The following is a 20,759-nucleotide window of genomic DNA, read 5'->3' as shown; positions in this document are numbered from 1 at the left end:
GGATGGCGCGCGAGACACCCGCCGGCGACCTGCGCCTGGCCAACCTCACCAAGCGGTTCGGCATCTTCACCGCCGTCGACGACCTCAGCCTGACCGTTCCACAGGGCTCGTTCTTCGCGCTGCTCGGCGCGTCCGGCTGCGGCAAGACCACCACGCTGCGGATGATCGCCGGGCTGGAGGAGCCGACCAGCGGTCAGGTGCTGCTCGGTGACCGGGACATCGCCCGGCTGCGGCCGTACAAGCGACCGGTCAACACCGTGTTCCAGAGCTACGCGCTCTTCCCGCACCTCACCATCTTCGAGAACGTGGCCTTCGGGCTGCGTCGACGCGGCATCCGCTCGGTCGACGACGAGGTGCTGCGGATGCTGTCGCTGGTGCAACTCGACGGGTTCGGCAACCGCCGCCCCGCCCAGCTCTCCGGCGGCCAGCAGCAACGGGTCGCGCTGGCCCGTGCCCTGATCAACCAGCCGCAGGTGCTGCTGCTCGACGAGCCGCTGGGCGCGCTCGACCTGAAGCTGCGCCGGCAGATGCAGATCGAGCTGAAGCGGATCCAGACCGAGGTCGGCATCACCTTCGTGCACGTCACCCACGACCAGGAGGAGGCCATGACCATGGCCGACACCGTCGCGGTGATGAACGCGGGTCGGATCGAGCAACTCGGGGCCCCGGCCGACATCTACGAGTTCCCCGCCACCGCGTTCGTGGCGAACTTCCTCGGCCAGTCCAACCTGCTCGCCGGCGAAGCCGCCGGCACCGGTGGCGGCGAGGTCGCGGTGACGGCACACGGTGCGCGCTTCTCGGTGCCCGCCGGCCGCGCCCGGGCCGACCAGGGTCCGGTCCACCTGGGGGTACGCCCGGAGAAACTCCATCTGGTCGGCTCCGCCGACCAGGTGCCCGCGGGGCATCAGCACGTCACCGGGGTGGTCACCGATGCCTCCTACGTGGGGGTCAGCACGCAGTACCTGCTGCGCACCGGCTGGGGCACCGAGCTGTCGGTCTTCGCGGCCAACAGCGGAACGTCGGCGCAGGTGCCGGTCGGCAGTGAGGCGGTGGCGTACTGGGATCCGCGGTACGCGTTCCTGCTGCCCCGGGACGCCACCGACACCGACCGGACGTCGCCGGTGCTCGACGAGCCGGTGGGTGCGTCGTCGTGACCCTCCTGGCCCAGGTGCCCACCGGATCGGGGCAACCGCAGCCCGCGCCACCGGCAGCCCGGTCCGGGCGGCACCGGCTCCTGCCGTACCTGCTGTTGTTGCCCGGAGCGGCCTGGCTGCTGATCTTCTTCGGTGTGCCGCTGATCCAGCTCGCCTCGGCCAGCCTCTACGACCCGAGCGGCTCGCTCTCCACCGGGTACGCGATGACCTGGGCGTTCAGCAACTACCCGGACGTGCTGCAGGCGTACTGGCCGCAGTTTTTGCGCTCGTTCGGCTACGCGGGACTGGCCCTGGTGCTGGCGCTACTGCTGGGCTACCCGTTGGCGTACGCCATCGCGCAGAAGGCCGGCCGGTGGAAGAACCTCCTGCTGGTCTGCGTCGTCGCGCCGATGTTCACCAGCTTCCTGGTCCGCACGCTGGCTTGGAAGACCATCCTGTCGGACAACGGCGCGCTGGTCGGTCTGCTGCGCGACGTGCACCTGCTCGCCCCGGACGGCCGGCTGCTGGCCACCCCGTTCGCGGTGGTGCTCGGCCTGACGTACAACTTCCTGCCGTTCCTGGTGCTGCCCCTGTACGCGAGCCTGGAGCGGCTGGACTACCGGCTGCTGGAGGCGGCGAGTGACCTCTACTCCAGCCCGGTGCAGGCGTTTCGCCGGGTGACCCTGCCGCTGTCCATGCCCGGCCTGGTCGCCGGCACGCTGCTGTTCTTCATCCCGGCCAGCGGTGACTACATCAACGCCGAGCTGCTCGGCACCCCGAACGAGTACATGATCGGCAACGTCATCGACTCGGCGTTCCTGGTCCGACTGGACTACCCGCAGGGCGCCGCGCTGTCGTTCCTGCTGATGGCGGCGATCCTCGCGGTGGTCTTCGGTTACCTGCGCAGGGCCGGCACGGAGGAGGTGCTCTAAATGAGGGTGTCCCGCTGGCTGGCCGACCGCTGGGTGATGATCGTGGCGCTGCTGGTGCTCGGCTACCTGGCGCTGCCGATCCTCGTGGTGGCCGGGCTGTCGTTCAACCGGCCGTCGAGCCGGCTGTCGTACGACTTCAACGAGTTCACCCTGGACAACTGGCGTCAGCCGTGCGCCACCTCGGACATGTGCGACGCCGTCGTCCGGAGCGTGCAGATCGGCTTCATCGCCACCGTGGTCGCCACGGTGCTCGGCACCCTGATGGCGTTCGCGCTGGTCCGGCATCGCTTCCGTGGCCGGTCCGGCATCAACGTGCTGATCTTCCTGCCGATGGCCACCCCGGAGCTGGTGATGGGCACGTCGCTGCTGGCCCTCTTCGTCTCCGCCGGGGTGCCGCAGGGCTTCTGGACCATCGTCATCGCGCACGTGATGTTCTGCGTGTCGTTCGTGGTGGTCACCGTCAAGGCGCGGCTGGCCGGGATGGATCGGCGGCTGGAGGAGGCCGCCATGGACCTCTACGCCAGCGAGTGGCAGACCTTCCGGCGGATCACCCTGCCGCTGGTGCTGCCCGGCATCGTGGCCGCCGCGCTGCTGGCCTTCTCGCTGAGCTTCGACGACTTCATCATCACGAACTTCAACGCCGGCACCACGGTCACGTTCCCGATGTACGTCTGGGGTGCTGCCCAGCGGGGCATCCCACCGCAGGTCAACGTCATCGGCACCGCGATGTTCGCGATCGCCCTGCTGCTCGTCGGGCTCAGCTCGCTGCGTGGTCGGCGGGTCCGTCGTGCCGCGCTGCGGCTTGGTCCGGCGCGTCAAGCGCGCCAGTCGTCATGACCCTCCCGCATACCGGCAGGGCGCTCGCCGACGCGGCACCCGTGCCCTACTGGCTGGACCGCCCCGACCGCCCCGATCCGCTGCCGCCACTGGCTGGCCAGCAGACCGCCGATCTGCTGGTGATCGGCGGCGGCTACAGCGGGTTGTGGGCCGCCCTGCTGGCCAAACAGGCCGACCCCGACCGTGACGTGCTGCTGGTCGACGCCGGGACCTGCGGTTGGGCCGCATCCGGGCGCAACGGCGGGTTCTGCGCCGCCTCGCTCACCCACGGGCTCGCCAACGGGGTCGACCGGTTCCCCGGCGAGGTCGGTGAGCTGGAACGCCTCGGCCGGGAGAACCTGGACGCCATCGCCGCCACTGTCGCGCACCACGACATCGACTGCGACTTCGAGCGCACCGGCGAGCTGGCCGTCGCCGTCGAGCCGTACCAACTCGACGGGCTGGCCGCCGACGCGGAGCTGGCCCGCCGCTACGGCCACCAGGTGCGGCTGCTCGACCGGGACGAGGTGCGTGCCGAGGTGAACTCGCCGACGTACCTGGGTGGGATGTTCGACGCCGGCCGGGTGGCCATGGTGGACCCGGCGAAGCTGGCCTGGGGGCTGCGCCGCGCCTGCCTCGACCTCGGCGTACGCGTGCACGAGCACACCCGGGTCACCGGGCTGCGCGCCGACGGTGCCGCGCTGCACGCCAGCACCCTTGGCACCGACCCCGCCGACTCCCCGGCAGACCCTGGCCGGGTTCGCTCGATGGCCGCCGGTCGGCCCGGGTCGGTGCGAGCCCGACGGGTCGTCCTGGCCACCAACGCCTTTCCGCCGTTGCTGCGCCGGCTGCGCGCGTACGTGGTGCCGGTCTACGACCACGTGTTGATGACCGAACCGCTCACCCCGGCCCAGCGGGACGCGATCGGTTGGCGCAACCGGCAGGGGTTGGCCGACACCGGCAACCAGTTCCACTACTACCGGATCACGTCCGACGGGCGGATCCTCTTCGGCGGCTACGACGCGGTCTACCACTACGGCAACCGGGTCGCGCCGGAGCTGGAGCAACGGCCGGCCACCTTCACGGCCCTCGCCGAGCACTTCTTCACCACGTTCCCACAGCTCGCCGACGTGCGCTTCAGCCACCGCTGGGGCGGCGTCATCGACACCTGCACCCGGTTCTGCCCGTTCTTCGGCACCGCGTACGGCGGGCGGCTCGCGTACGCGGCCGGCTACACCGGGCTCGGTGTCGGGGCCACCCGCTTCGGCGCCCGGGTGCTGCTCGACCTGCTGGCCGGCGGGGACACCCCGTTGACCCGGCTCGACCTCGTCCGCAGCAAGCCACTGCCGTTCCCGCCGGAACCCGTTCGCGCGATCGGCATCAACCTCACCCGCTGGTCACTGGCCCGCGCCGACGCGCGCGAGGGCCGGCGCGACCTCTGGCTCCGTACTCTCGATCGTTTCGGTTTGGGGTTTGATTCCTGATGCGTGTCCTGCTCGTCGGCGCCGGTGGCGTCGGCTCCGCCGCTGTAGCCATCGCCGCCCGACGGTCCTTCTTCGAGACGATGGTGGTGGCCGACCACGACGTCACCCGCGCCGAGCGCGCGGTCGCCGGGCACGGCGACCGTTTCGTCGCGGCCCAGGTGGACGCCTCCGCGGCCGACGCGGTCACCGCGCTGTGCCGGGAGCACCGGATCACCCACGTGCTCAACGCCGTCGACCCACGCTTCGTCATGCCGATCTTCAACGGTGCGTTCGCGGCCGGTGCGGACTACCTCGACATGGCGATGTCGTTGTCGCACCCACACCCGTCCCGCCCGTACGCCGAGACCGGGGTGATGCTCGGCGACGAGCAGTTCGCCCTGGCCGACGCATGGTCGGCGGCCGGTCGGCTGGCGCTCTGCGGCATCGGCGTCGAACCCGGCCTGTCCGACGTGTTCGCCCGCTACGCCGCCGACGAACTCTTCAGCGAGATCGACGAGATCGGCGTCCGGGACGGTGCGAACCTCACCGTCGACGGCTACGCCTTCGCGCCCTCGTTCTCCATCTGGACCACGATCGAGGAGTGCCTCAACCCGCCGGTGGTCTGGGAGAAGGACCGGGGCTGGTTCACCACCGAACCGTTCTCCGAGCCGGAGGTCTTCCACTTCCCGGAGGGCATCGGGCCGGTCGAGTGCGTCAACGTCGAGCACGAGGAGGTGCTGCTCATCCCGCGCTGGGTCAAGGCCAGGCGGGTCACCTTCAAGTACGGCCTCGGCGACGAGTTCATCGAGGTGCTCAAGACGTTGCACAAGCTCGGCCTGGACGCGGTTTCCCCGGTGCGGGTACGCGGTGTCGAGGTGTCCCCCCGCGACGTGGTGGCCGCCAGCCTGCCCGACCCCGCCACGCTCGGCGAGCGGATGCGCGGCAAGACCTGCGCCGGCACCTGGGTGCGCGGCCTCGGCCCGGACGGGCAGCCCCGGGAGGTCTACCTTTACCACGTGGTCGACAACGAGTGGTCGATGCGGGAGTACGGGCATCAGGCGGTGGTCTGGCAGACCGCCGTCAACCCGGTCGTCGCGTTGGAGCTGCTCGCCACCGGCGTGTGGGCCGGTGCCGGGGTGCTCGGGCCGGAGGCGCTGCCCCCGATGCCCTTCCTCGACCTGCTGACCGGCTACGGCTCGCCCTGGGGAATGGAGGAGCGATGAGCCGTTACGGAGCCATGTACGGGCCGGACATCACCTTCCTCGGGGTGGACCGGTGCACGCTCGACGACCCCGCGTCGTACGCCGACGCCGACGTGGTGATCATCGGGGCGCCCTTCGACGGCGGCACCTCACACCGGCCCGGCACCCGGTTCGGGCCGTCGGCGATCCGCCAGGCGTGCTATCTGGCCCACGACGGCTCCCGCCCGTCACTCGCGCTGCGCGTCGACGCACTTCGCGACCTGCGGGTGTACGACGCCGGCGACGTCGAGATGTTCTCCGGCGACATCGAGAGATCGTTGTCCGCGTTGGAGACAGCGGTGTATGCCGTGTCATCGGCCGGAGCGATCCCGGTCGTGCTCGGCGGGGACCACTCCATCGCGCTGCCCGACGCCACCGGTGTGTCCCGGCAGCACGGGCACGGCCGGGTGTCGCTGGTGCACTTCGACGCGCACGCCGACACCGGCGAGATCGAGTTCGGCTCACTGCACGGGCATGGCCAGCCGATGCGCCGACTCATCGAGTCCGGCGCGGTACGCGGCGACCGGTTCCTCCAGATCGGGCTGCGCGGCTACTGGCCGGGACCGGACATCCTGTCCTGGATGGCTGAGCAGCGGATGCGGTCGTACGAGATGACCGAGCTGGTCTCGCGTGGGCTGGAAGAGTGCCTGACCGAGGCCTTCGCGATCGCCGTCGACGAGTGCGAGGGCGTGTTCCTCTCCGTCGACGTGGACGTGGTCGACCCCGGGATGGCACCCGGCACCGGCACCCCGGAACCGGGCGGCCTGACCTCCCGGCAACTGCTCGACGCCGTCCGCCGGGTCTGCTACGAACTGCCCGTGGTCGGGGTGGACGTGGTCGAGGTCGCCCCGCCCTACGACCATGCGGACATCACCGCGTACCTGGGGAACCGGGTGGTCCTGGAGGCGCTCTCGGCGATCGCCCGCCGCCGTCGCGACGCCGCCGGTGGTCCACGGTGGAACCCGCGTCAGCCCCTCCTCGACGCCCGCTGAGCGGCTTTTGTGACGGCAACCCGACGGCACCCGGGCAACCGTCGGCGGATCGGCCGCAGGCCCGCTCGATGCGCACCGATCTGTGCCTTTGATGCGCAATTCGGTTGTACGTTCGGCCTTGTCGTTCCGGCCGTGGGGTTGCCCGGGGTGCCGCGTCCGTCGCTAATCAATAACGGTCGTTGCAGGGGTGGTCGCCCAACGATCTCCCTTGCGGAGCGAACGGCGCAGGTGACAAGCGCGATGGTGGATATTGCAGAAAGTATTTGCGACGACACTCATCGCCGTGACGATGCAACCACCGCCGTACCCTGGCCCGCCGCACGCGCCGTCGTCCGGCCGGGGGCCCCGACCGAACTGGTTCCGCCGGGCCAGTCCCGCGAGCCGACTCGCCGTGATCCTCGGCTCGGTCGCCCTGTCGCTCCTGCTGCTCTGCTGCGCCGGCACCGCGATCGTCGGCGCCATGGTCGGCGAGCCGGCACCCGACCGGACCGGCACCGCCGCCGAGGAAGCGCAGCAGCCCATCGTGGCGGCGCCCGCCGAGCCAACCGAGGAGGCCCCCGCGCAGGAGGTGTCGCCGGTCGCCGAACCCTCCGTCTCCGCCGTGGCCGATCCCTCGGTCTCGGCCTCGGTCTCGGCCTCGCCGGCCCAGTCCAATGCCGCCCCCGCACCCGTGGTGCAGGTGACGACCGTGACGGAGCGGGCCACGATCCGGTACACCGCGCGGACCGTCAAGGACTCGTCCCTTGCCGAGGGCAAGCGGGTCGTCCGAACCAAGGGCGTCAACGGTGTGAAGACCCTGACGTACGAGGTGACCACCACGAACGGCGTGCGAACGGCGAAGAAACTGGTCAAGTCCGCCGTCACGAAGCAGCCGGTGACCGAGGTCGTAGCCGTCGGCACCAAGAAGGCCCAGTCGAAGTGCGACCCCAACTACTCCGGCTGCGTCCCGATAGCCAGCGACGTCGACTGCTTACCCGGCAGCGGCAATGGCCCCGCCTACGTGAGGGGAACCGTCAAGGTGATCGGCGACGACATCTACGACCTAGACCGCGACAACGACGGCTACGGCTGCGACTAACCAAGCCCCTCGCGTCGGAGCGCCGAGCCGCGTCGGAGCGCCGAGCCGCGTCGGAGCGCCGAGCCGCGTCGGAGCGCCGAGCCGCGTCGATCATGGAGTTGTGGTGGGCGGTCAGCACTGATTTACAGCTTCTGTCCGGCACCACAACTCCATGATCGGCGGAGTGGTGGGTTGGGGTTTGGGGTTTGGGCTGTAGCACGGATGGCGGTTGTTTGGTGGTTGTGCACAGGGGTGGTGGTTGTCCACAGGTTGCTGGGTTGGGGGCTCGGGTTCGCCGGCCAGGGCTGCAGATTCTGGGGCATGGTAGAGCCGCTGTATCGATACTCGGAGTTACTCGCTGCGGGCCTCAGTCGGGAACAGGTGCGGAGGCTGGCAGGGCAGACCCGGCTCCGCCGGTTGACGCGGAGCATCTACGCGCCCTCGGCCCACTCACCTGGGCATCTGTCAGCGATATTCCAGCGGTTGCCGGACACTGCCATCGTTGGCTTCCACACCGGTGCGCAGCTGCACGGCTTCGGTGACGCCCGCAGTGCCGACGTGCACATAATCGTGCCGGCCGGGGAGTGCGTTCCGCACATCCGGGGGGTCGTCGCCCACGAGGCGGTGCTGCCGGTACGCGACCCGGTGCTTCTGGATGGAGTGCCGTGTGCCCCCGCCGCTCGGTGTGCGGTCGACCTGGCCCGATCATTGCGTCGGCTGGACGCGATGCCGCTGCTGGACCTGTGCCTTCGCATCGGTGCCTGTCGACCCGAGGAACTCCGGGTCGAGGTCGCGCGGCACAAGCGCCTGCGTGGTGTCTGTCAGGCACGCGAACTCGTACCACGCGCTGACCCTAGGGCAGAGTGCCGGCAGGAGAGTCAACTCCGCCTGGTGTTGATCGATGGCGGCCTGCCGTCGCCGGAGCCGCAGGTGTGGGTGTTGGACAGCAACGGGGTGCCGCTTTACCGTCTTGACCTCGGCTATCGGCATCACCGGATCGGTGTCGAGTACGACGGATCGTCCCATCTGGACCGCGATCGGCTCAGGGCCGACCGATCCCGCTCGAACTGGCTGGCCGCGAACGGCTGGCAGATGCGCCACTTCACCGACGTAGACCTCTATCGCCGCCCCTCCCACATCATTGCGACACTGGCCCCCCTCCTCCGCCCCTAACGCGCCCTACTCCAATCGCCTCGCCCCACCCCACCCCGCCCCACCCCACCCCGCCTCGCCCCACCCCACCCCGCCCCACCCCACCCCACCCCGCCCCACCCCGCCCTCGCCCCACCCCGCCCCGCCCCGCCCCGCCCCGTCGATCATGGAGTTGTGGTGCCTCACAAAAGGTGCATAAGCGGGCTAATTGCCCACCACGACTCCATGATCGGCGGGGCGGGGGCGGGGGCGGGGGCGGGGTGGGGTGGGGCGGGGCGGGGGCGGGTGGGGGCGGAGGGCGGGCGGGGTGGTGGGGTGGGGTGGGGTTAGGGGGCTAGGTGGGAGCGGATTAGGAAGCGGAGGCCGTCGGGCGCCTCCAGGGAGAAGCCGCTGCCTCGGCCTGGGACCACGTCGACGGTCAGCCTCGTGTGCTTCCACAGCTCCCACTGGGACTTCGACATCCAGAAGTCCACCGCCTCCGGCACACCGTCGACGGCGAGCGAGGCGAGCAGAACGTCGGACGAGCCGGTGCGGAACTCGCCCGCCGGGAAGCACATCGGGGCACTGCCGTCGCAGCAGCCGCCGGACTGGTGGAACATCAGCGGCCCGTGCCGCCCCCGCAGCGACCGGAGCAACTCGGCCGCTGCGGGGGTGACGGAGACGATCGGCATCAGAAGAAGCCGAGCTTCTTGGTGGAGTAGCTGACCAGCAGGTTCTTGGTCTGCTGGTAGTGCTCCAGCATCATCTTGTGGTTTTCGCGGCCGATGCCGGACTGCTTGTAACCGCCGAACGCGGCGTGCGCCGGATACGCGTGGTAGCAGTTGGTCCACACCCGACCGGCCTGGATGGCCCGCCCGGCCCGGTAGGCGGTGTTCATGTCCCGGGTCCACACGCCGGCACCCAGCCCGTACAGGGTGTCGTTGGCGGTCTTGACGGCGTCGTCGAGGTCGGCGAAGGAGGTCACCGAGACCACCGGTCCGAAGATCTCCTCCTGGAAGATCCGCATCGAGTTGTCGCCTTCGAAGATGGTCGGCTCGACGTAGTACCCGCCCGACAACTCGCCGCCCAGATCGGCGCGCGACCCGCCGGTGAGCACCCGGGCACCCTCCTGCCGGCCGATGTCCAGGTAGGACAGGATCTTTTCGAGCTGGTCGTTGGAGGCCTGCGCCCCGATCATCGTGGCGGTGTCCAGGGGGTGTCCCTGCACGATCTGCTGGGTGCGGGAGACCGCCGCGGCGAGGAAGTCGCTGTAGTGGCCCTGCTGGATCAGCGCCCGGGACGGGCAGGTGCAGACCTCGCCCTGGTTGAGCGCGAACATGGTGAAACCTTCGAGCGCCTTGTCCAGGAAGTCGTCAGAAGCAGCGCTGACGTCGTCGAAGAAGATGTTCGGGCTCTTGCCGCCCAGTTCCAGGCTGACCGGCTTGATGTTCTCACTGGCGTACTGCATGATCAGCCGCCCGGTGGTGGTCTCGCCGGTGAACGCCACCTTCGCGACCCGGGCCGAGGACGCCAGCGGCTTGCCGGCCTCCACGCCGAAACCGTTGACGATGTTGAGCACGCCCGGCGGCAGCAGGTCAGCCACCAGCGACAGCCAGTAGTGGATGGACGCCGGGGTCTGCTCGGCTGGCTTGAGCACCACGGCGTTGCCGGCGGCCAGCGCGGGCGCCAGCTTCCAGGTCGCCATGAGGATCGGGAAGTTCCACGGGATGATCTGCCCGACCACGCCGAGCGGCTCGTGGAAGTGGTACGCCACGGTGTCGTCGTCGAGTTCGCCGAGCGAGCCCTCCTGAGCCCGGATCGCCCCGGCAAAATAGCGGAAATGGTCGATGGCGAGCGGGATGTCGGCGGCCAGCGTCTCGCGTACCGGCTTGCCGTTCTCCCAGCTCTCGGCCACGGCCAGCGATTCCAGGTTGTCCTGCATGCGGTCGGCGATGCGGTTGAGGATCAGCGCCCGTTCGGCCACCGAGGTGCGCCCCCAGGCGTCGGCGGCGCCGTGCGCGGCGTCCAGGGCCTTCTCCACGTCGGGGGCGGTGCCTCGGGCCACCTCTGTGAAGGTCTGCCCGGTGACCGGGGTGGGGTTCTCGAAGTAGTCGCCGCCGTGCGGCTTGACGTATTCGCCGCCGATGAAGTGGTCGTAACGGGACTGCCAGTGGGTGGGCGCGTCGTAGCGCGTCATGGTTACCTCCGCCGTCGTTGTGCGGGTGTGCCGACGGCGACGCTAGTTTCAGCGACGTTGCAGCGACGTTGCGCGCGGTAGGTCGTACTCCCCGGCAAGCTGGTCGATGCGGGCGAGGGCGAGGGGCCGACGCGGCGCGCCCGCCGGCAACGCCCGTGCCAGGGCCTGCCACGCGGCCAGGTCGTCCGCGCCGGTTGGCGTCGCGGTCCAGGCCGCGAGCAGCGCCGCGTCCGCGGTGGCCAGCACGGCCGCGCGGAGGTGGCCGTCGATCAGCCGGCGCAGTCGCGTCACTCCCGGTGCGTCCGAGCCGGGCAGCAACGGCCCGGGGTACGCGTCGAGCGCTCCCGCCGGATCGCCCTGGTCGAGCCGTGCGGCGACGGTGGTGAAGTCGGCCCGGACGGTGCCGCGCAGCCGGTACGGGCGGGAGTCGAGCAGCTCCGGCCCCAGCACCCGGCGCAGCCGGGACAGCTCCGCGCGGAGGGTGACCGGGTGCAGTCGGTCGTCGCCGTAGAGGTCGAGGCCGAGCTGTTCGCCGGTGCGGCCCTCGGGATGGTGCAGCAGCAGCACCAGCAGCTCGCTGTGTCGACGACCGAGCCGGATCCGCCGTCCGTCGATGCGCAGCTCCGCCTCGTCGCGGCCGAGCGCGGTCACGAAGGCGACGCCCGGCTCCACCGGTCGGTCGACGGCGAGCTGCGCCTCGGCGGCCCGGGCGGTGGCCCGGACCAGCGCCAGGCTCTGCGGGTTGGCCAGGTGGTCACCGCCGGTGATGTCGACGGCGCCGAGCAGCCGCCCGGTCGCCGGGTCGTGGATCGGCGCGGCGGCGCAGGTCCACCGCTGGACTGGGCGGCTGAAGTGCTCGGTGGCGAAGATCTGCACGCTGTGGTCGACGGCCAGCGCGGTGCCCGGGGCGTTGGTGCCGGCGTGCCTCTCGTCCCAGAGGGCGCCGGGCACGAAGTTCATCCGCTCGGCGTGCCGGAGCACACCCGAATGCCCCTCCACCCAGAGCAGCCGCCCGTACGCGTCGCACACCGCCATCAGGTGCGCGCCGTCCTGGGCGATGCCGCCGAGCAGATCCCGGAAGAGCGGCAGCACTCGGGCCAACGGGTGAGCGGCCCGGTACGCGGCCAGGACGTCGTCGGCGAGGTCGACCGGTGGGGTGGCCTCGGGGTCGAGCCGTGCCGAGCGTTCCCAGGATCGGCGGACCACCTCCCGCACCCGGTGCGGCGCGGCGCCGGCGGTGAGGAAGGCTTCGTGGGCGGCACCGACCTCCGCGATCCGCTCCGCCGGATCCACGCCGAACTCCAGGGCGAGCCACGGGTCAGCCATCGGGCGACCTCCTCAGCCCCCATCGTGACGCAGCTCACCCTCGATCGCCAACCGCCAGGGGTCGCCCGGGACGGATGACGCAGACAGCATGCGCGGGGACGAAGGCGGCAGCGCCTGGGTTGCGGCGGCTTGTCCGTTGGACGCTGCCGTGGAGGATGGCTTCGGCGGGTGCTTACAGAACCCTTAACCCTGGCCTGCGACGGTATGCCAGGTAATCCGAACTCGGGGGAGCGGAATCGTGCGGGTGCTGGTGGCGGACGACGAGCGACTGTTGGCGGACACGGTGGCCGAAGGCCTGCGTCGTCTCTCGATGGCGGTCGACGTCTGCTACGACGGCGACGGTGCGTTGGAGCGGATCGGGGTGAACCGGTACGACGTCGCGGTGCTGGACCGGGACATGCCCGGGCACACCGGCGACGAGGTGTGCCGCAGCATCACCGACGCACAGGTCGGCACTCGGGTGCTCCTGCTCACCGCGGCTGCCGGCATCCGGGACCGGGTGGAGGGTCTCGGCCTCGGCGCGGACGACTACCTGACCAAGCCGTTCGCCTTCGCCGAGTTGGTCGCCCGGGTGCAGGCTCTCGGTCGACGGTCCACCCCGGCGCTGCCGCCGGTGCTCGCCCAGGCCGGTCTGGTGCTGGACGTGGGCCGGCACGTGGCCACCCGGGACGGCCGCCCGCTCGCGCTGAGCCCGAAGGAGTTCGCGGTGCTGCACGTGCTGCTGCGCGCGGACGGCCAGGTGGTCAGCGCCGAGGACCTGCTGGAGCAGGCCTGGGACGAGTTCGCGGACCCGTTCACCAACGCCGTACGGGTCACCGTCATGACCCTGCGCAAGAAGCTCGGCGATCCCGCGGTCATCCACACGGTTCCGAAGGCCGGCTACCGCATCGGTGGCACGGCGTGAGCTGGACGCCCCGCCGTCGAGTGCTGCTGGTGGGCCTGCTGGCGCTGCTGGTGGGGCCGGTGCTGCCGGCGGTCGGCAGGTGGCTGTACGAGCTGATCTGGGTCCGTGGCCAGCAGGCGTGCGACCTGCCGGTGCCCGGGCTGATCACGATGTGCGCGAACGTGCGCCCGGGGGCGTTCGTGCTGCCCGTGTTGGCCGTGCTGTTCGTGGTCCTGGCCACTCTGATGGCGCTCTGGTTCGGCGCGGCGTGGTGCCTGCGCCCGGTCCGAGATCTGGCCGGGCCGATCGGGCACCTGGGCCCGCAGAACCTCGGTCACCGAATCCGGCCCCGGGGCCGCGACGAACTGGCCCTGCTGTCCCGTGCCATCGACGAGATGATGGAACGTGTCTCCGCCGGGTACGAGGGGCAGCGGCGATTCGCCGCGAACGCCTCGCACGAGCTGCGTACTCCCCTGGCGGTGCAGCGGACGCTCATCGAGGTCGGCATGGCCCGCACGCTCAATGGCGAGCAGCTGGAGCTGTTGACCAGCCAGCTGCTGGAGACCAACGAGCGCAACGAGCGGCTGATCGAGGGCCTGCTCGCGCTCAGCGAGAGCGACCAGGGCCTGCGCTCACGGATACCGCAGCGGCTCGACACGATCGTCGAGGCGGTGCTCGCCGGATACCAGGACCGCGCCCGGGAGGCCGCGGTCACCATCGACACCCATCTCGTACCCCGGGTCGTCGTCGGTGAGCGGGTGCTGCTGGAGCGCCTGATCACCAACCTGGTGGAGAACGGAATCAAGTACAACCGGCGCGGCGGTTCCCTGACCGTTGCGGTGAGCGGCGTGCCCGCGCTGTCGGTGGTCAACACCGGTCAGCCCGTACCGGCCGAGGCGGTGGCTGGTCTCTTCGAGCCGTTCCGCCGGCTCGCACGGGACCGCACCTCGCACGGCGGAGGCGCGGGCCTGGGCCTGGCCATCGCCCGCTCGATCACCCAGGCGCACGACGGCATCATCGCCGCCCGGCCCGCCGAGCACGGCGGCCTGCGGGTCGACGTCCAGCTACCCGACCCGACCTAGCGCTCCCACCCACCGTCCCCGGGGTCCGCGTACCGCTGGATCCCACCTGTGGTGTGCCCGAAAGGAAAAACGATGTCACGCACCGTTGGGCAGGTCCCGGCCGATGTCGAGGAGGCCGCCCGCTGGCTTGCCGGCCGAGTGGTCCGCACACCCGTGCTGCGGTCCCCGGTGATCGACGGACTGGCCGGGGCTCGAGTCCTGTTCAAGGCGGAGAACCTCCAGAACGGCGGCTCCTACAAGATGCGGGGCGCGCTGCGGGCAGTTGGCCGGCTCGCCGTGGCCGGGCACACCGGGGTGATCGCACAGAGCACCGGCAACCACGCGGTGGCGGTGGCGTTGGCGGCCCGGCAGCACGGGCTCGCGGCGACCGTGGTGCTGCCGGTGGACGCGGCACCGACGAAGGTCGACCGGGCGCGCGCGGCGGGGGCGCGGGTGGTGCTCGCCGGCACCGGCGTCGAGGAGCGGGTGGCGGTGGCCCACGGGCTCAGCGACGAGAGCGGTCACCCCGTCATCGACGCGTACGACCACCCGGACGTCATCGCCGGTCAGGGCACCGCCAGCCTGGAGCTGATCGAGGAGGCCGAGCGCGCGGGCACACCGCTGGACGCGCTGGTCGTACCGGTCGGTGGTGGTGGTGGGGTGGCGGGCGCGTGCCTGGCCGCCGCCGGCACCGGCATCGAGGTGTACGGCGTGGAGCCGGTGGGCTGTGACTCGCTCGCCCGCAGCCTGGCGGCCGGTGAGCGCGTCCCGGTCGCGCCGTCGCCCACGATCGCTGACGGGCTGCGGCCGTCCTGCGTGGGTGAGCTGCCGTTCGCCATTGTGCGGAACGCGCTGCACGGGGTCGTCCGGGTCGACGACGACGAGATCGGGGCGGCGTTCCGGTTGATCCTGATGGAACTCAAGGTGCTCGCCGAGCCGTCCGGGGCGGCTGGCCTGGCCGGCGCGCTCCGGCTGGCCCCTGGAGCTGGCGTGATCCCCCGAGCTGGTGTGGCGCCCGATCGGCTGCGAACGGTCGGCGTGGTGCTGACCGGCGGAAACGTGGAGGCCGCGCTGGTGGCCCGGTTGGCGGTCCAGCGGCCCGCCGAGGTGACGACTGTGGAAGGGGTGGCGGCGTGAGCGCCCCAACTCGGATCGGAATTCTGTTCGGTGGACCGCCGGCGGAGCACGAGGTGTCCTGCGCGTCCGCGCTCGGGGTGGTCCGGGCGCTCGCTGGCGGCGGGTACCGCACGGTCGCCATCGGTGTCACCCGCAGCGGCGGGTTTCGGCTGCTGCCTGACGCGCTGCTGGCCGAGTTGCGCGACCGGCCGGCCGGCGAGCGGGCCATCGATGACCGTCTGACGGTGACCGGGCCGGCGGTCGAGTTGCGGGCCGGTCCGCGTCCGGGCGTCGTGCAGGTGTCGGCCGGTAACGCCCCCGGCGCGGTGCACGCCGAGCTTGACGTGATCTTCCCGGTGCTGCACGGCCCGTTCGGTGAGGACGGTGTGGTGCAGGGGCTGCTGGAGTCACTGAACGTGCCGTACGTCGGGTGCGGCATCCTCGCCTCCGCGGTCGGCATGAACAAGGTGGCGATGAAACGGGCGCTGCGCGCCGAGGGCATCCCGGTCACACCGTACGTCGCGTTCGACGCGCACACCTGTCGCGCGGCCGATGACCCGGAGAAGCTGGTGCTCGGGCTGCGCCGGCCGCTCTTCGTCAAGCCGGCCAGCATGGGATCGTCGATCGGCATCTCCCGGGTCGGCGCGGGCGACGACCTGGCCGCCGCCGTGGAGGAGGCGCTTCGCCACGACCAGCTCGTCATGGTCGAGCAGGGGGTCAGTGGCCGGGAGTTGGAGTGCGCGGTGCTCGGCGGCTGGCGCCCCGAGGCGTCGGCGGTCGGCGAGGTGCGGGTCGCCGGCGGCTGGTTCGACTACCAGCAGAAGTACTTCGGCGACGCCGACCCGATGATCGTCCCCGCCGTGCTGCCGAGCGAGGTGACCGAGCGGATCCGTGAGCTGTCACTCCGGGCGTTCGCCGCGATCGGCGGTTGGGGCCTGGCCCGGGTCGACTTCCTCTACGACGAGACGGCCGGCGAGCTGTACGTCAACGAGCTGAACACCATGCCCGGCTTCACCGCGCACTCCATGTACCCGAAGGTGTGGGCTGCTGCCGGCGTCGGCTACCGGGAGGTGGTGGACCGACTTGTCGAGTTGGCCCGTGTCCGGCACGCGGAACGGCCAGCGACCAACGTGGGGAGCGTCCGATGATCCTGCTCTCCGATCCCCGGGTGGCCGCGGTGCCCAACGCCGACGACGGCGACCCGCTGGTGGACCTGACCGAGCTGCCGGAGCTGCGGCTCGACGGCCGCGCGGCCGACCCCGCCGGGGCGTACGCCTGGCTGCGCGCCGAAGTCGTGGACCGTCTGCTGGCTGCGCAGCGTGCCCTGCCCAGCGGGATGCGCCTGCTGGTCGTCGAGGGATACCGGCCGTATCAGGCGCAGCTGGCCATCTTCACCGGCTACCGGGACGAGCTGCGCCGACGGCACCCGGACTGGTCCCCGGAGCGGCTGCACCGGGAGACCGCCAAGTTCGTCTCACCGGTCGAGGTGGCGCCGCACAGCACGGGCGGGGCGGTGGACCTGACGCTGTGCACCGACGACGGCGTCGAACTGGACCTGGGCACGGCTGTCGACGCCACCCCGGAGGACAGCGCGGACGCCTGCTTCACCGACGCGCCCGCCATCGGTGCGACCGCCCGCCGGCACCGGCAGATCATGGTGGACGCGCTCGGCGGCACCGGGATGGTGAACTACCCGACCGAGTGGTGGCACTGGTCGTACGGGGACCGTTACTGGGCGCTGGCCACCGGGGCGCCGCACACCCGGTACGGGCCGGTGGACCTGGCCGTCGCACGATCGATACCCGTGCCGGCTGAACGGTAGTGCGCTCCCGTCCGTACCAGGGGAGTGAAGGACACCACCGAGGACGGGAGTGACGGCGATGAGGGTGCAGCGCAGGCACGTGCTGGCGGCGACCGTGGCGGTGCTCGCCGCGGCGGGTGTGGCGGTGGGGACCAGCTTCGGGTTCGCCGACACCGCTCCGGCACGCTCGTCCGTCTGCTCCGGCTCGGTCACTTTCTCGGCGGAGGGCGGGGCGCCGGCGGCGACCAGCGACCGTTTCCCGGTGGGTACCCGGCTGCGGGTGACCAACCTGGACAACAACCGGGCGGCCACGGTGACGGTGTCCGGCCCGTCGGGTAGTTGTGTGCTGCTCAACGCCGCCGCGATGGAACTGGTCCGCGAGCCGGGAAAGAACGTGATCCGCCGCAACGTGGTGGAACGCCTGGACGGTGCGGCCCCGCAGGTCGGGCAGCCGGCCGCCGGTACGGTCCGTCCCGGTGCCGCCTCGCCCGGCGTGCCGGGTCCGGCACCCGGCTCCGCCTGCTCGGGGTCGATCACCTTCTTTGCCGAGGGTGGGGCGCCGACGGCGACCAGCGGGCAGTTCCCGGTGGGCACCCGGCTGCGGGTGACCAACCTGGACAACAACCGGGCGACGACGGTGACGGTGACCGGCCCGTCGGGCAGTTGCGTGCTGCTCAACTCCGCCGCGATGGACCAGATCCGCGAGCCGGGCAAGAACCTGATCCGCCGCAACACGGTCGAAGTGCTCCGCTGACGTCTCGGGGCCCTGTGTGAGCAGGGCCCCTCGTTCGCTCAGCCGAAGGCGGCGTCGAGGATGTCGGCGCCGCGGGTGAGGTGCTCGTCGGAGATCACCAGCGGGGGCAGGAAGCGCAGGACATTGCCGTACGTGCCGCAGGTCAGGGTGAGCAGACCCGCGGCGTGACAGGCGGCCGAGATCGCCGCCGTGGCGACCGGGTCGGGGGTGAGCGTGCCCGGCTGCACCAGCTCCACGGCGAGCATCGCGCCCCGACCGCGTACGTCGGCGACCCGGGGATCCCGCTCGGCGATGGCCCGTAGCCGGGGAACCAGCACGGACTCGATTCGGCGGGCCGCGCCGGCCAGGTCCAGCTCGTGCATCGTCTCGATGGTCGCCAGCGCGGCGGCGCAGGCGATCGGGTTGCCGCCGTACGTGCCGCCGAGCCCGCCGACGTGCACCGCGTCCATCAGCTCGGCCCGGCCGGTCACCGCCGCCAGTGGCAGGCCACCGGCGATGCCCTTGGCCAGGGCAACCAGGTCGGGCTCGACGCCCTCGTGCTGGCAGGCGAACCAGTCGCCGGTACGGCAGAAGCCGGTCTGGATCTCGTCGGCGACGAAGACCACCCCCGCCGCCGTCGCCCAGTCCCGCAGTGCCGGTAGGAAACCCGGCGCGGGCACCACGAAGCCACCCTCACCCTGGATCGGCTCGATCAGCAGCGCGGCGACGTTCTCCGCGCCGACCTGCTTCTCGACCATCTCGATCGCCCGTGCCGCCGCGTCCGCACCGGAGAGCCCGCCGTCGCGCAGCGGGTACGACATCGGCACCCGGTAGATCTCCCCGGCGAACGGCCCGAACCGGTGCTTGTACGGCATGTTCTTCGCGGTCAACGCCATGGTCAGGTTGGTCCGGCCGTGGTACGCGTGGTCGAAGACCACCACCGCCGGCCGTCCGGTGGCGTGCCGGGCGATCTTCACGGCGTTCTCCACCGCCTCCGCGCCCGAGTTGAACAGCGCCGACCGCTTCTCGAACCCGCCCGGCGTCAGCGCGTTGAGCTGCTCGCACACCGCCACGTACGACTCGTACGGCGCGACCATGAAACAGGTGTGGGTGAACCGCTCGACCTGCGCCCGGACTGCTTCGACCACCTTCGGCGCCGAGTTGCCGACGCTGGTCACGGCGATGCCGGCGGCGAAGTCGATCCACTCCCGTCCGTCGACGTCGGTGAGCGTCCCACCGGCAGCGCTGTCCACGTAGGACGTGATGACACTGCCGACTCCCCGCGCGACGGCACCGCCACGACGCTTGTGCAGATCCTCCGAACTCGGCATGGGTCAGCCCTCGATGTTGTGCATGACGTGCTTGATCCGGGTGTAGTCCTCCAGGCTGTAGACCGACAGGTCCTTGCCGTGCCCGGAGTGCTTGAAGCCGCCGTGCGGCATCTCGGAGACGAACGGGATGTGCGTGTTCACCCAGACGCACCCGAAGTCCAGTCGCCGGGTCATCCGCATCGCCCGGCCGTGGTTTCTCGTCCAGACCGACGCCGACAGGCCGTAGTCGACGCCGTTGGCCCAGCGCACCGCCTCGTCCTCGTCGGAGAAGCGCTGCACGGTGATGACCGGGCCGAACACCTCGTCCTGAATGATCTCGTCGGCCTGGCGCAGCCCGGAGACCACGGTCGGCGTGTAGAAGTAGCCGCGCTCGCCCTGCCGGGAACCACCGGTCTGGATCGCCGCGTGGTCCGGCAGTCGGTCCACGAAGCCGCTGACCCGGGCGAGCTGGTTGGCGTTGTTCAGCGGGCCGTAGAGCACGTCGGCGTCGTCCGGGGCGCCGGTCTTCGTGCTGCGTGCCTGTTCGGCGAGCGCCGCCACGAAGTCGTCGTGGATGCCCGGCCCGGCCAGGACCCTGGTCGCCGCCGTGCAGTCCTGCCCGGCGTTGAAGTAGCCGCCCATCGCGATGGCCTCGGCCGCCGCCGCCACATCCGCGTCGTCAAAGATCACCACCGGGGCCTTGCCGCCCAGCTCCAGGTGGGTCCGCTTCAGGTCGGGGGCCGCCGCGGCGGCGACCTCCATGCCCGCGCGGGTCGAGCCGGTGATCGACACCAGCTGCGGGGTCGGGTGCGACACGAGGGTACGACCGGTGTCCCGGTCGCCGCAGACCACGTTGAACACCCCCGGCGGAAAGAACTCGGCGGCGATCTCGGCGAGCAGCAGTGTCGACACGGGCGTGGTGTCCGACGGCTTGAGCACCACCGTGTTGCCGGCGGCGAGCGCCGGGGCGATCTTCCAGACCGCCATCATCAACGGGTAGTTCCACGGGGTGACCTGGGCGCAGACACCGATCGGCTCGCGCCGCACGTACGAGGTGTGCCCGGCCATGTACTCCCCGGCGGAGCGCCCCTCCAACATCCGGGCCGCGCCGGCGAAGAACCGGAACTGGTCCACCGCCGGGGGAAGCTCCTCCTCGGCGGTGAGCTGGCGCGGCTTGCCGGTGTTACGGACCTCGGCGTCGACCAGCTCGGCAGCACGCGCCTCCACGGCGTCGGCGAGCTTGAGCAGCGCCCTCTGCCGCTCGGCGGGGGTGACCTCCCGCCAGCTCTCGAAGGCGGTGGCGGCGGCACTCATCGCCGCGTCCACGTCGGCGGTGCCGGAGACCGGGGCGCGGGCGAACACCTCACCCGTGCAGGGGTCGATCAGGTCGGCGTAGCCGCCCTCGGCCGGGTCGACGTAGGAGCCGTTGACGAAGTTGCGCAGCTGCTGCTGGTCACTCATGACGGGATCACTCCGAGGGGGCCGGGGGCGCGGTTCTGCGGCGGTTATCGCAATCTGTCTGCCATCTTCGCTACTGAATTCGCGGCAGACAAGGGTTCTGGCGACT

Annotated in this window: 20 protein-coding genes; 14 read left to right on the top strand and 6 right to left on the bottom strand. The window is 71.2% G+C overall.

Translation table 11 applies throughout. The features are described 5' to 3' along the window. Window positions 1-2 precede the first annotated feature (2 nt). From ABZT18_RS07000 to ABZT18_RS06970, 7 genes are all read left to right on the top strand, one after another. Window positions 3-1,154 (top strand): ABC transporter ATP-binding protein, encoded by a 1,152-nt coding sequence (locus tag ABZT18_RS07000; RefSeq protein ID WP_354995680.1) that lies wholly within the window; start codon window positions 3-5, stop codon window positions 1,152-1,154. After that, window positions 1,151-2,065: an ABC transporter permease gene (locus tag ABZT18_RS06995; protein WP_354995679.1), complete on the top strand. Its 915-nt coding sequence runs from the start codon at window positions 1,151-1,153 to the stop codon at window positions 2,063-2,065. The genes ABZT18_RS07000 and ABZT18_RS06995 overlap by 4 nt, the downstream gene beginning before the upstream one ends. Further along, window positions 2,066-2,902 carry an ABC transporter permease gene (locus ABZT18_RS06990; protein WP_354995678.1) on the top strand — a complete coding sequence of 279 codons (837 nt, stop codon included), beginning with the start codon at window positions 2,066-2,068 and terminating at the stop codon, window positions 2,900-2,902. Then, entirely contained in the window at window positions 2,899-4,365 is a 1,467-nt protein-coding gene (locus tag ABZT18_RS06985; RefSeq protein WP_354995677.1) for an FAD-dependent oxidoreductase, read from the top strand. Before ABZT18_RS06990 ends, ABZT18_RS06985 begins: the two co-directional genes overlap by 4 nt. Next, window positions 4,365-5,567, top strand: coding sequence for a saccharopine dehydrogenase C-terminal domain-containing protein (locus ABZT18_RS06980; RefSeq protein WP_354995676.1), 1,203 nt, complete (start codon window positions 4,365-4,367; stop codon window positions 5,565-5,567). The genes ABZT18_RS06985 and ABZT18_RS06980 overlap by 1 nt, the downstream gene beginning before the upstream one ends. Further along, window positions 5,564-6,577, top strand: a complete 1,014-nt coding sequence (gene speB, locus ABZT18_RS06975; RefSeq protein WP_354995675.1) for an agmatinase — start codon at window positions 5,564-5,566, stop codon at window positions 6,575-6,577. Before ABZT18_RS06980 ends, speB begins: the two co-directional genes overlap by 4 nt. Window positions 6,578-6,866: 289 nt before the next feature. Next, window positions 6,867-7,655, top strand: a complete 789-nt coding sequence (locus tag ABZT18_RS06970) for a G5 domain-containing protein (protein WP_354995771.1) — start codon at window positions 6,867-6,869, stop codon at window positions 7,653-7,655. A gap of 444 nt (window positions 7,656-8,099) precedes the next feature. Here the strand turns inward: ABZT18_RS06970 and ABZT18_RS06965 are convergent, their stop codons facing one another. Then, entirely contained in the window at window positions 8,100-8,252 is a 153-nt protein-coding gene (locus ABZT18_RS06965; RefSeq protein ID WP_354995674.1) for a hypothetical protein, read from the bottom strand. Window positions 8,253-8,360: 108 nt separating this feature from the next. On the opposite strand from ABZT18_RS06965, the gene ABZT18_RS06960 reads away from it, so the two are divergent. Further along, a complete protein-coding gene (locus tag ABZT18_RS06960; protein ID WP_354995673.1) occupies window positions 8,361-8,807 on the top strand; it encodes a DUF559 domain-containing protein in 447 nt (148 codons plus the stop codon). A 305-nt stretch (window positions 8,808-9,112) separates the two neighbouring features. Here ABZT18_RS06960 and ABZT18_RS06955 read toward each other — a convergent pair whose 3' ends face one another. Genes ABZT18_RS06955 through ABZT18_RS06945 form a run of 3 tightly spaced genes read right to left on the bottom strand, consistent with a single transcriptional unit; the run spans window position 9,113 to window position 12,288 of the window. Further along, window positions 9,113-9,460, bottom strand: coding sequence for a DUF779 domain-containing protein (locus ABZT18_RS06955; protein WP_354995770.1), 348 nt, complete (start codon window positions 9,458-9,460; stop codon window positions 9,113-9,115). Continuing rightward, window positions 9,457-10,962, bottom strand: a complete 1,506-nt coding sequence (gene adh / locus ABZT18_RS06950; RefSeq protein ID WP_354995672.1) for an aldehyde dehydrogenase — start codon at window positions 10,960-10,962, stop codon at window positions 9,457-9,459. Before adh ends, ABZT18_RS06955 begins: the two co-directional genes overlap by 4 nt. A gap of 48 nt (window positions 10,963-11,010) precedes the next feature. Further along, window positions 11,011-12,288, bottom strand: coding sequence for a GAF domain-containing protein (locus tag ABZT18_RS06945; RefSeq protein WP_355250768.1), 1,278 nt, complete (start codon window positions 12,286-12,288; stop codon window positions 11,011-11,013). 238 nt (window positions 12,289-12,526) lie between these two features. Here ABZT18_RS06945 and ABZT18_RS06940 point away from each other — a divergent pair, with 238 nt between their 5' ends. The 6 genes from ABZT18_RS06940 (at window position 12,527) to ABZT18_RS06915 (ending at window position 17,903) form a co-directional block, all read left to right on the top strand. Continuing rightward, window positions 12,527-13,192, top strand: coding sequence for a response regulator transcription factor (locus ABZT18_RS06940; protein WP_354995670.1), 666 nt, complete (start codon window positions 12,527-12,529; stop codon window positions 13,190-13,192). Next, on the top strand, window positions 13,189-14,253 hold the full coding sequence (locus ABZT18_RS06935) for a HAMP domain-containing sensor histidine kinase (RefSeq protein WP_355250765.1): 1,065 nt from the start codon (window positions 13,189-13,191) through the stop codon (window positions 14,251-14,253). Before ABZT18_RS06940 ends, ABZT18_RS06935 begins: the two co-directional genes overlap by 4 nt. A gap of 72 nt (window positions 14,254-14,325) precedes the next feature. Then, window positions 14,326-15,369: a pyridoxal-phosphate dependent enzyme gene (locus ABZT18_RS06930; RefSeq protein WP_355250762.1), complete on the top strand. Its 1,044-nt coding sequence runs from the start codon at window positions 14,326-14,328 to the stop codon at window positions 15,367-15,369. Then, window positions 15,366-16,496, top strand: a complete 1,131-nt coding sequence (locus ABZT18_RS06925) for a D-alanine--D-alanine ligase family protein (RefSeq protein ID WP_355250759.1) — start codon at window positions 15,366-15,368, stop codon at window positions 16,494-16,496. Before ABZT18_RS06930 ends, ABZT18_RS06925 begins: the two co-directional genes overlap by 4 nt. Beyond that, window positions 16,493-17,170, top strand: coding sequence for a M15 family metallopeptidase (locus ABZT18_RS06920; protein WP_355250756.1), 678 nt, complete (start codon window positions 16,493-16,495; stop codon window positions 17,168-17,170). The genes ABZT18_RS06925 and ABZT18_RS06920 overlap by 4 nt, the downstream gene beginning before the upstream one ends. A gap of 58 nt (window positions 17,171-17,228) precedes the next feature. Further along, a complete protein-coding gene (locus ABZT18_RS06915; RefSeq protein WP_354995665.1) occupies window positions 17,229-17,903 on the top strand; it encodes a hypothetical protein in 675 nt (224 codons plus the stop codon). Window positions 17,904-17,941: 38 nt separating this feature from the next. Here ABZT18_RS06915 and gabT read toward each other — a convergent pair whose 3' ends face one another. Together gabT and ABZT18_RS06905 are read right to left on the bottom strand one after the other, a co-directional pair. Continuing rightward, the gene (gabT, locus tag ABZT18_RS06910) at window positions 17,942-19,213 is read right to left on the bottom strand and encodes a 4-aminobutyrate--2-oxoglutarate transaminase (protein ID WP_354995664.1); all 1,272 of its coding nucleotides are present in this window, start codon (window positions 19,211-19,213) and stop codon (window positions 17,942-17,944) included. A 3-nt stretch (window positions 19,214-19,216) separates the two neighbouring features. After that, window positions 19,217-20,653: a gamma-aminobutyraldehyde dehydrogenase gene (locus ABZT18_RS06905; protein ID WP_354995663.1), complete on the bottom strand. Its 1,437-nt coding sequence runs from the start codon at window positions 20,651-20,653 to the stop codon at window positions 19,217-19,219. Window positions 20,654-20,759 lie beyond the last annotated feature (106 nt).

Source organism: Micromonospora sp. NPDC005291 (genome assembly GCF_040607415.1).
Lineage (GTDB): Bacteria > Actinomycetota > Actinomycetes > Mycobacteriales > Micromonosporaceae > Micromonospora.
Note: the sequence above shows the minus strand (reverse complement) of the source record. Positions and strands in the feature narration are given on the sequence as shown.

Excerpts from the sequence above, each read along its gene's own strand:
- ABZT18_RS07000 (WP_354995680.1), top strand. The coding sequence starts at position 3 with ATGGCGCGCGAGACACCCGCCGGCGACCTGCGCCTGGCCAACCTCACC.
- ABZT18_RS06990 (WP_354995678.1), top strand. The coding sequence starts at position 2,066 with ATGAGGGTGTCCCGCTGGCTGGCCGACCGCTGGGTGATGATCGTGGCG.
- ABZT18_RS06985 (WP_354995677.1), top strand. The coding sequence starts at position 2,899 with ATGACCCTCCCGCATACCGGCAGGGCGCTCGCCGACGCGGCACCCGTG.
- ABZT18_RS06980 (WP_354995676.1), top strand. The coding sequence starts at position 4,365 with ATGCGTGTCCTGCTCGTCGGCGCCGGTGGCGTCGGCTCCGCCGCTGTA.
- speB (WP_354995675.1), top strand. The coding sequence starts at position 5,564 with ATGAGCCGTTACGGAGCCATGTACGGGCCGGACATCACCTTCCTCGGG.
- ABZT18_RS06970 (WP_354995771.1), top strand. The coding sequence starts at position 6,867 with ATGCAACCACCGCCGTACCCTGGCCCGCCGCACGCGCCGTCGTCCGGC.
- ABZT18_RS06960 (WP_354995673.1), top strand. The coding sequence starts at position 8,361 with ATGCCGCTGCTGGACCTGTGCCTTCGCATCGGTGCCTGTCGACCCGAG.
- adh (WP_354995672.1), bottom strand. The coding sequence starts at position 10,962 with ATGACGCGCTACGACGCGCCCACCCACTGGCAGTCCCGTTACGACCAC.
- ABZT18_RS06945 (WP_355250768.1), bottom strand. The coding sequence starts at position 12,288 with ATGGCTGACCCGTGGCTCGCCCTGGAGTTCGGCGTGGATCCGGCGGAG.
- ABZT18_RS06930 (WP_355250762.1), top strand. The coding sequence starts at position 14,326 with ATGTCACGCACCGTTGGGCAGGTCCCGGCCGATGTCGAGGAGGCCGCC.
- ABZT18_RS06920 (WP_355250756.1), top strand. The coding sequence starts at position 16,493 with ATGATCCTGCTCTCCGATCCCCGGGTGGCCGCGGTGCCCAACGCCGAC.
- ABZT18_RS06915 (WP_354995665.1), top strand. The coding sequence starts at position 17,229 with ATGAGGGTGCAGCGCAGGCACGTGCTGGCGGCGACCGTGGCGGTGCTC.
- gabT (WP_354995664.1), bottom strand. The coding sequence starts at position 19,213 with ATGCCGAGTTCGGAGGATCTGCACAAGCGTCGTGGCGGTGCCGTCGCG.
- ABZT18_RS06905 (WP_354995663.1), bottom strand. The coding sequence starts at position 20,653 with ATGAGTGACCAGCAGCAGCTGCGCAACTTCGTCAACGGCTCCTACGTC.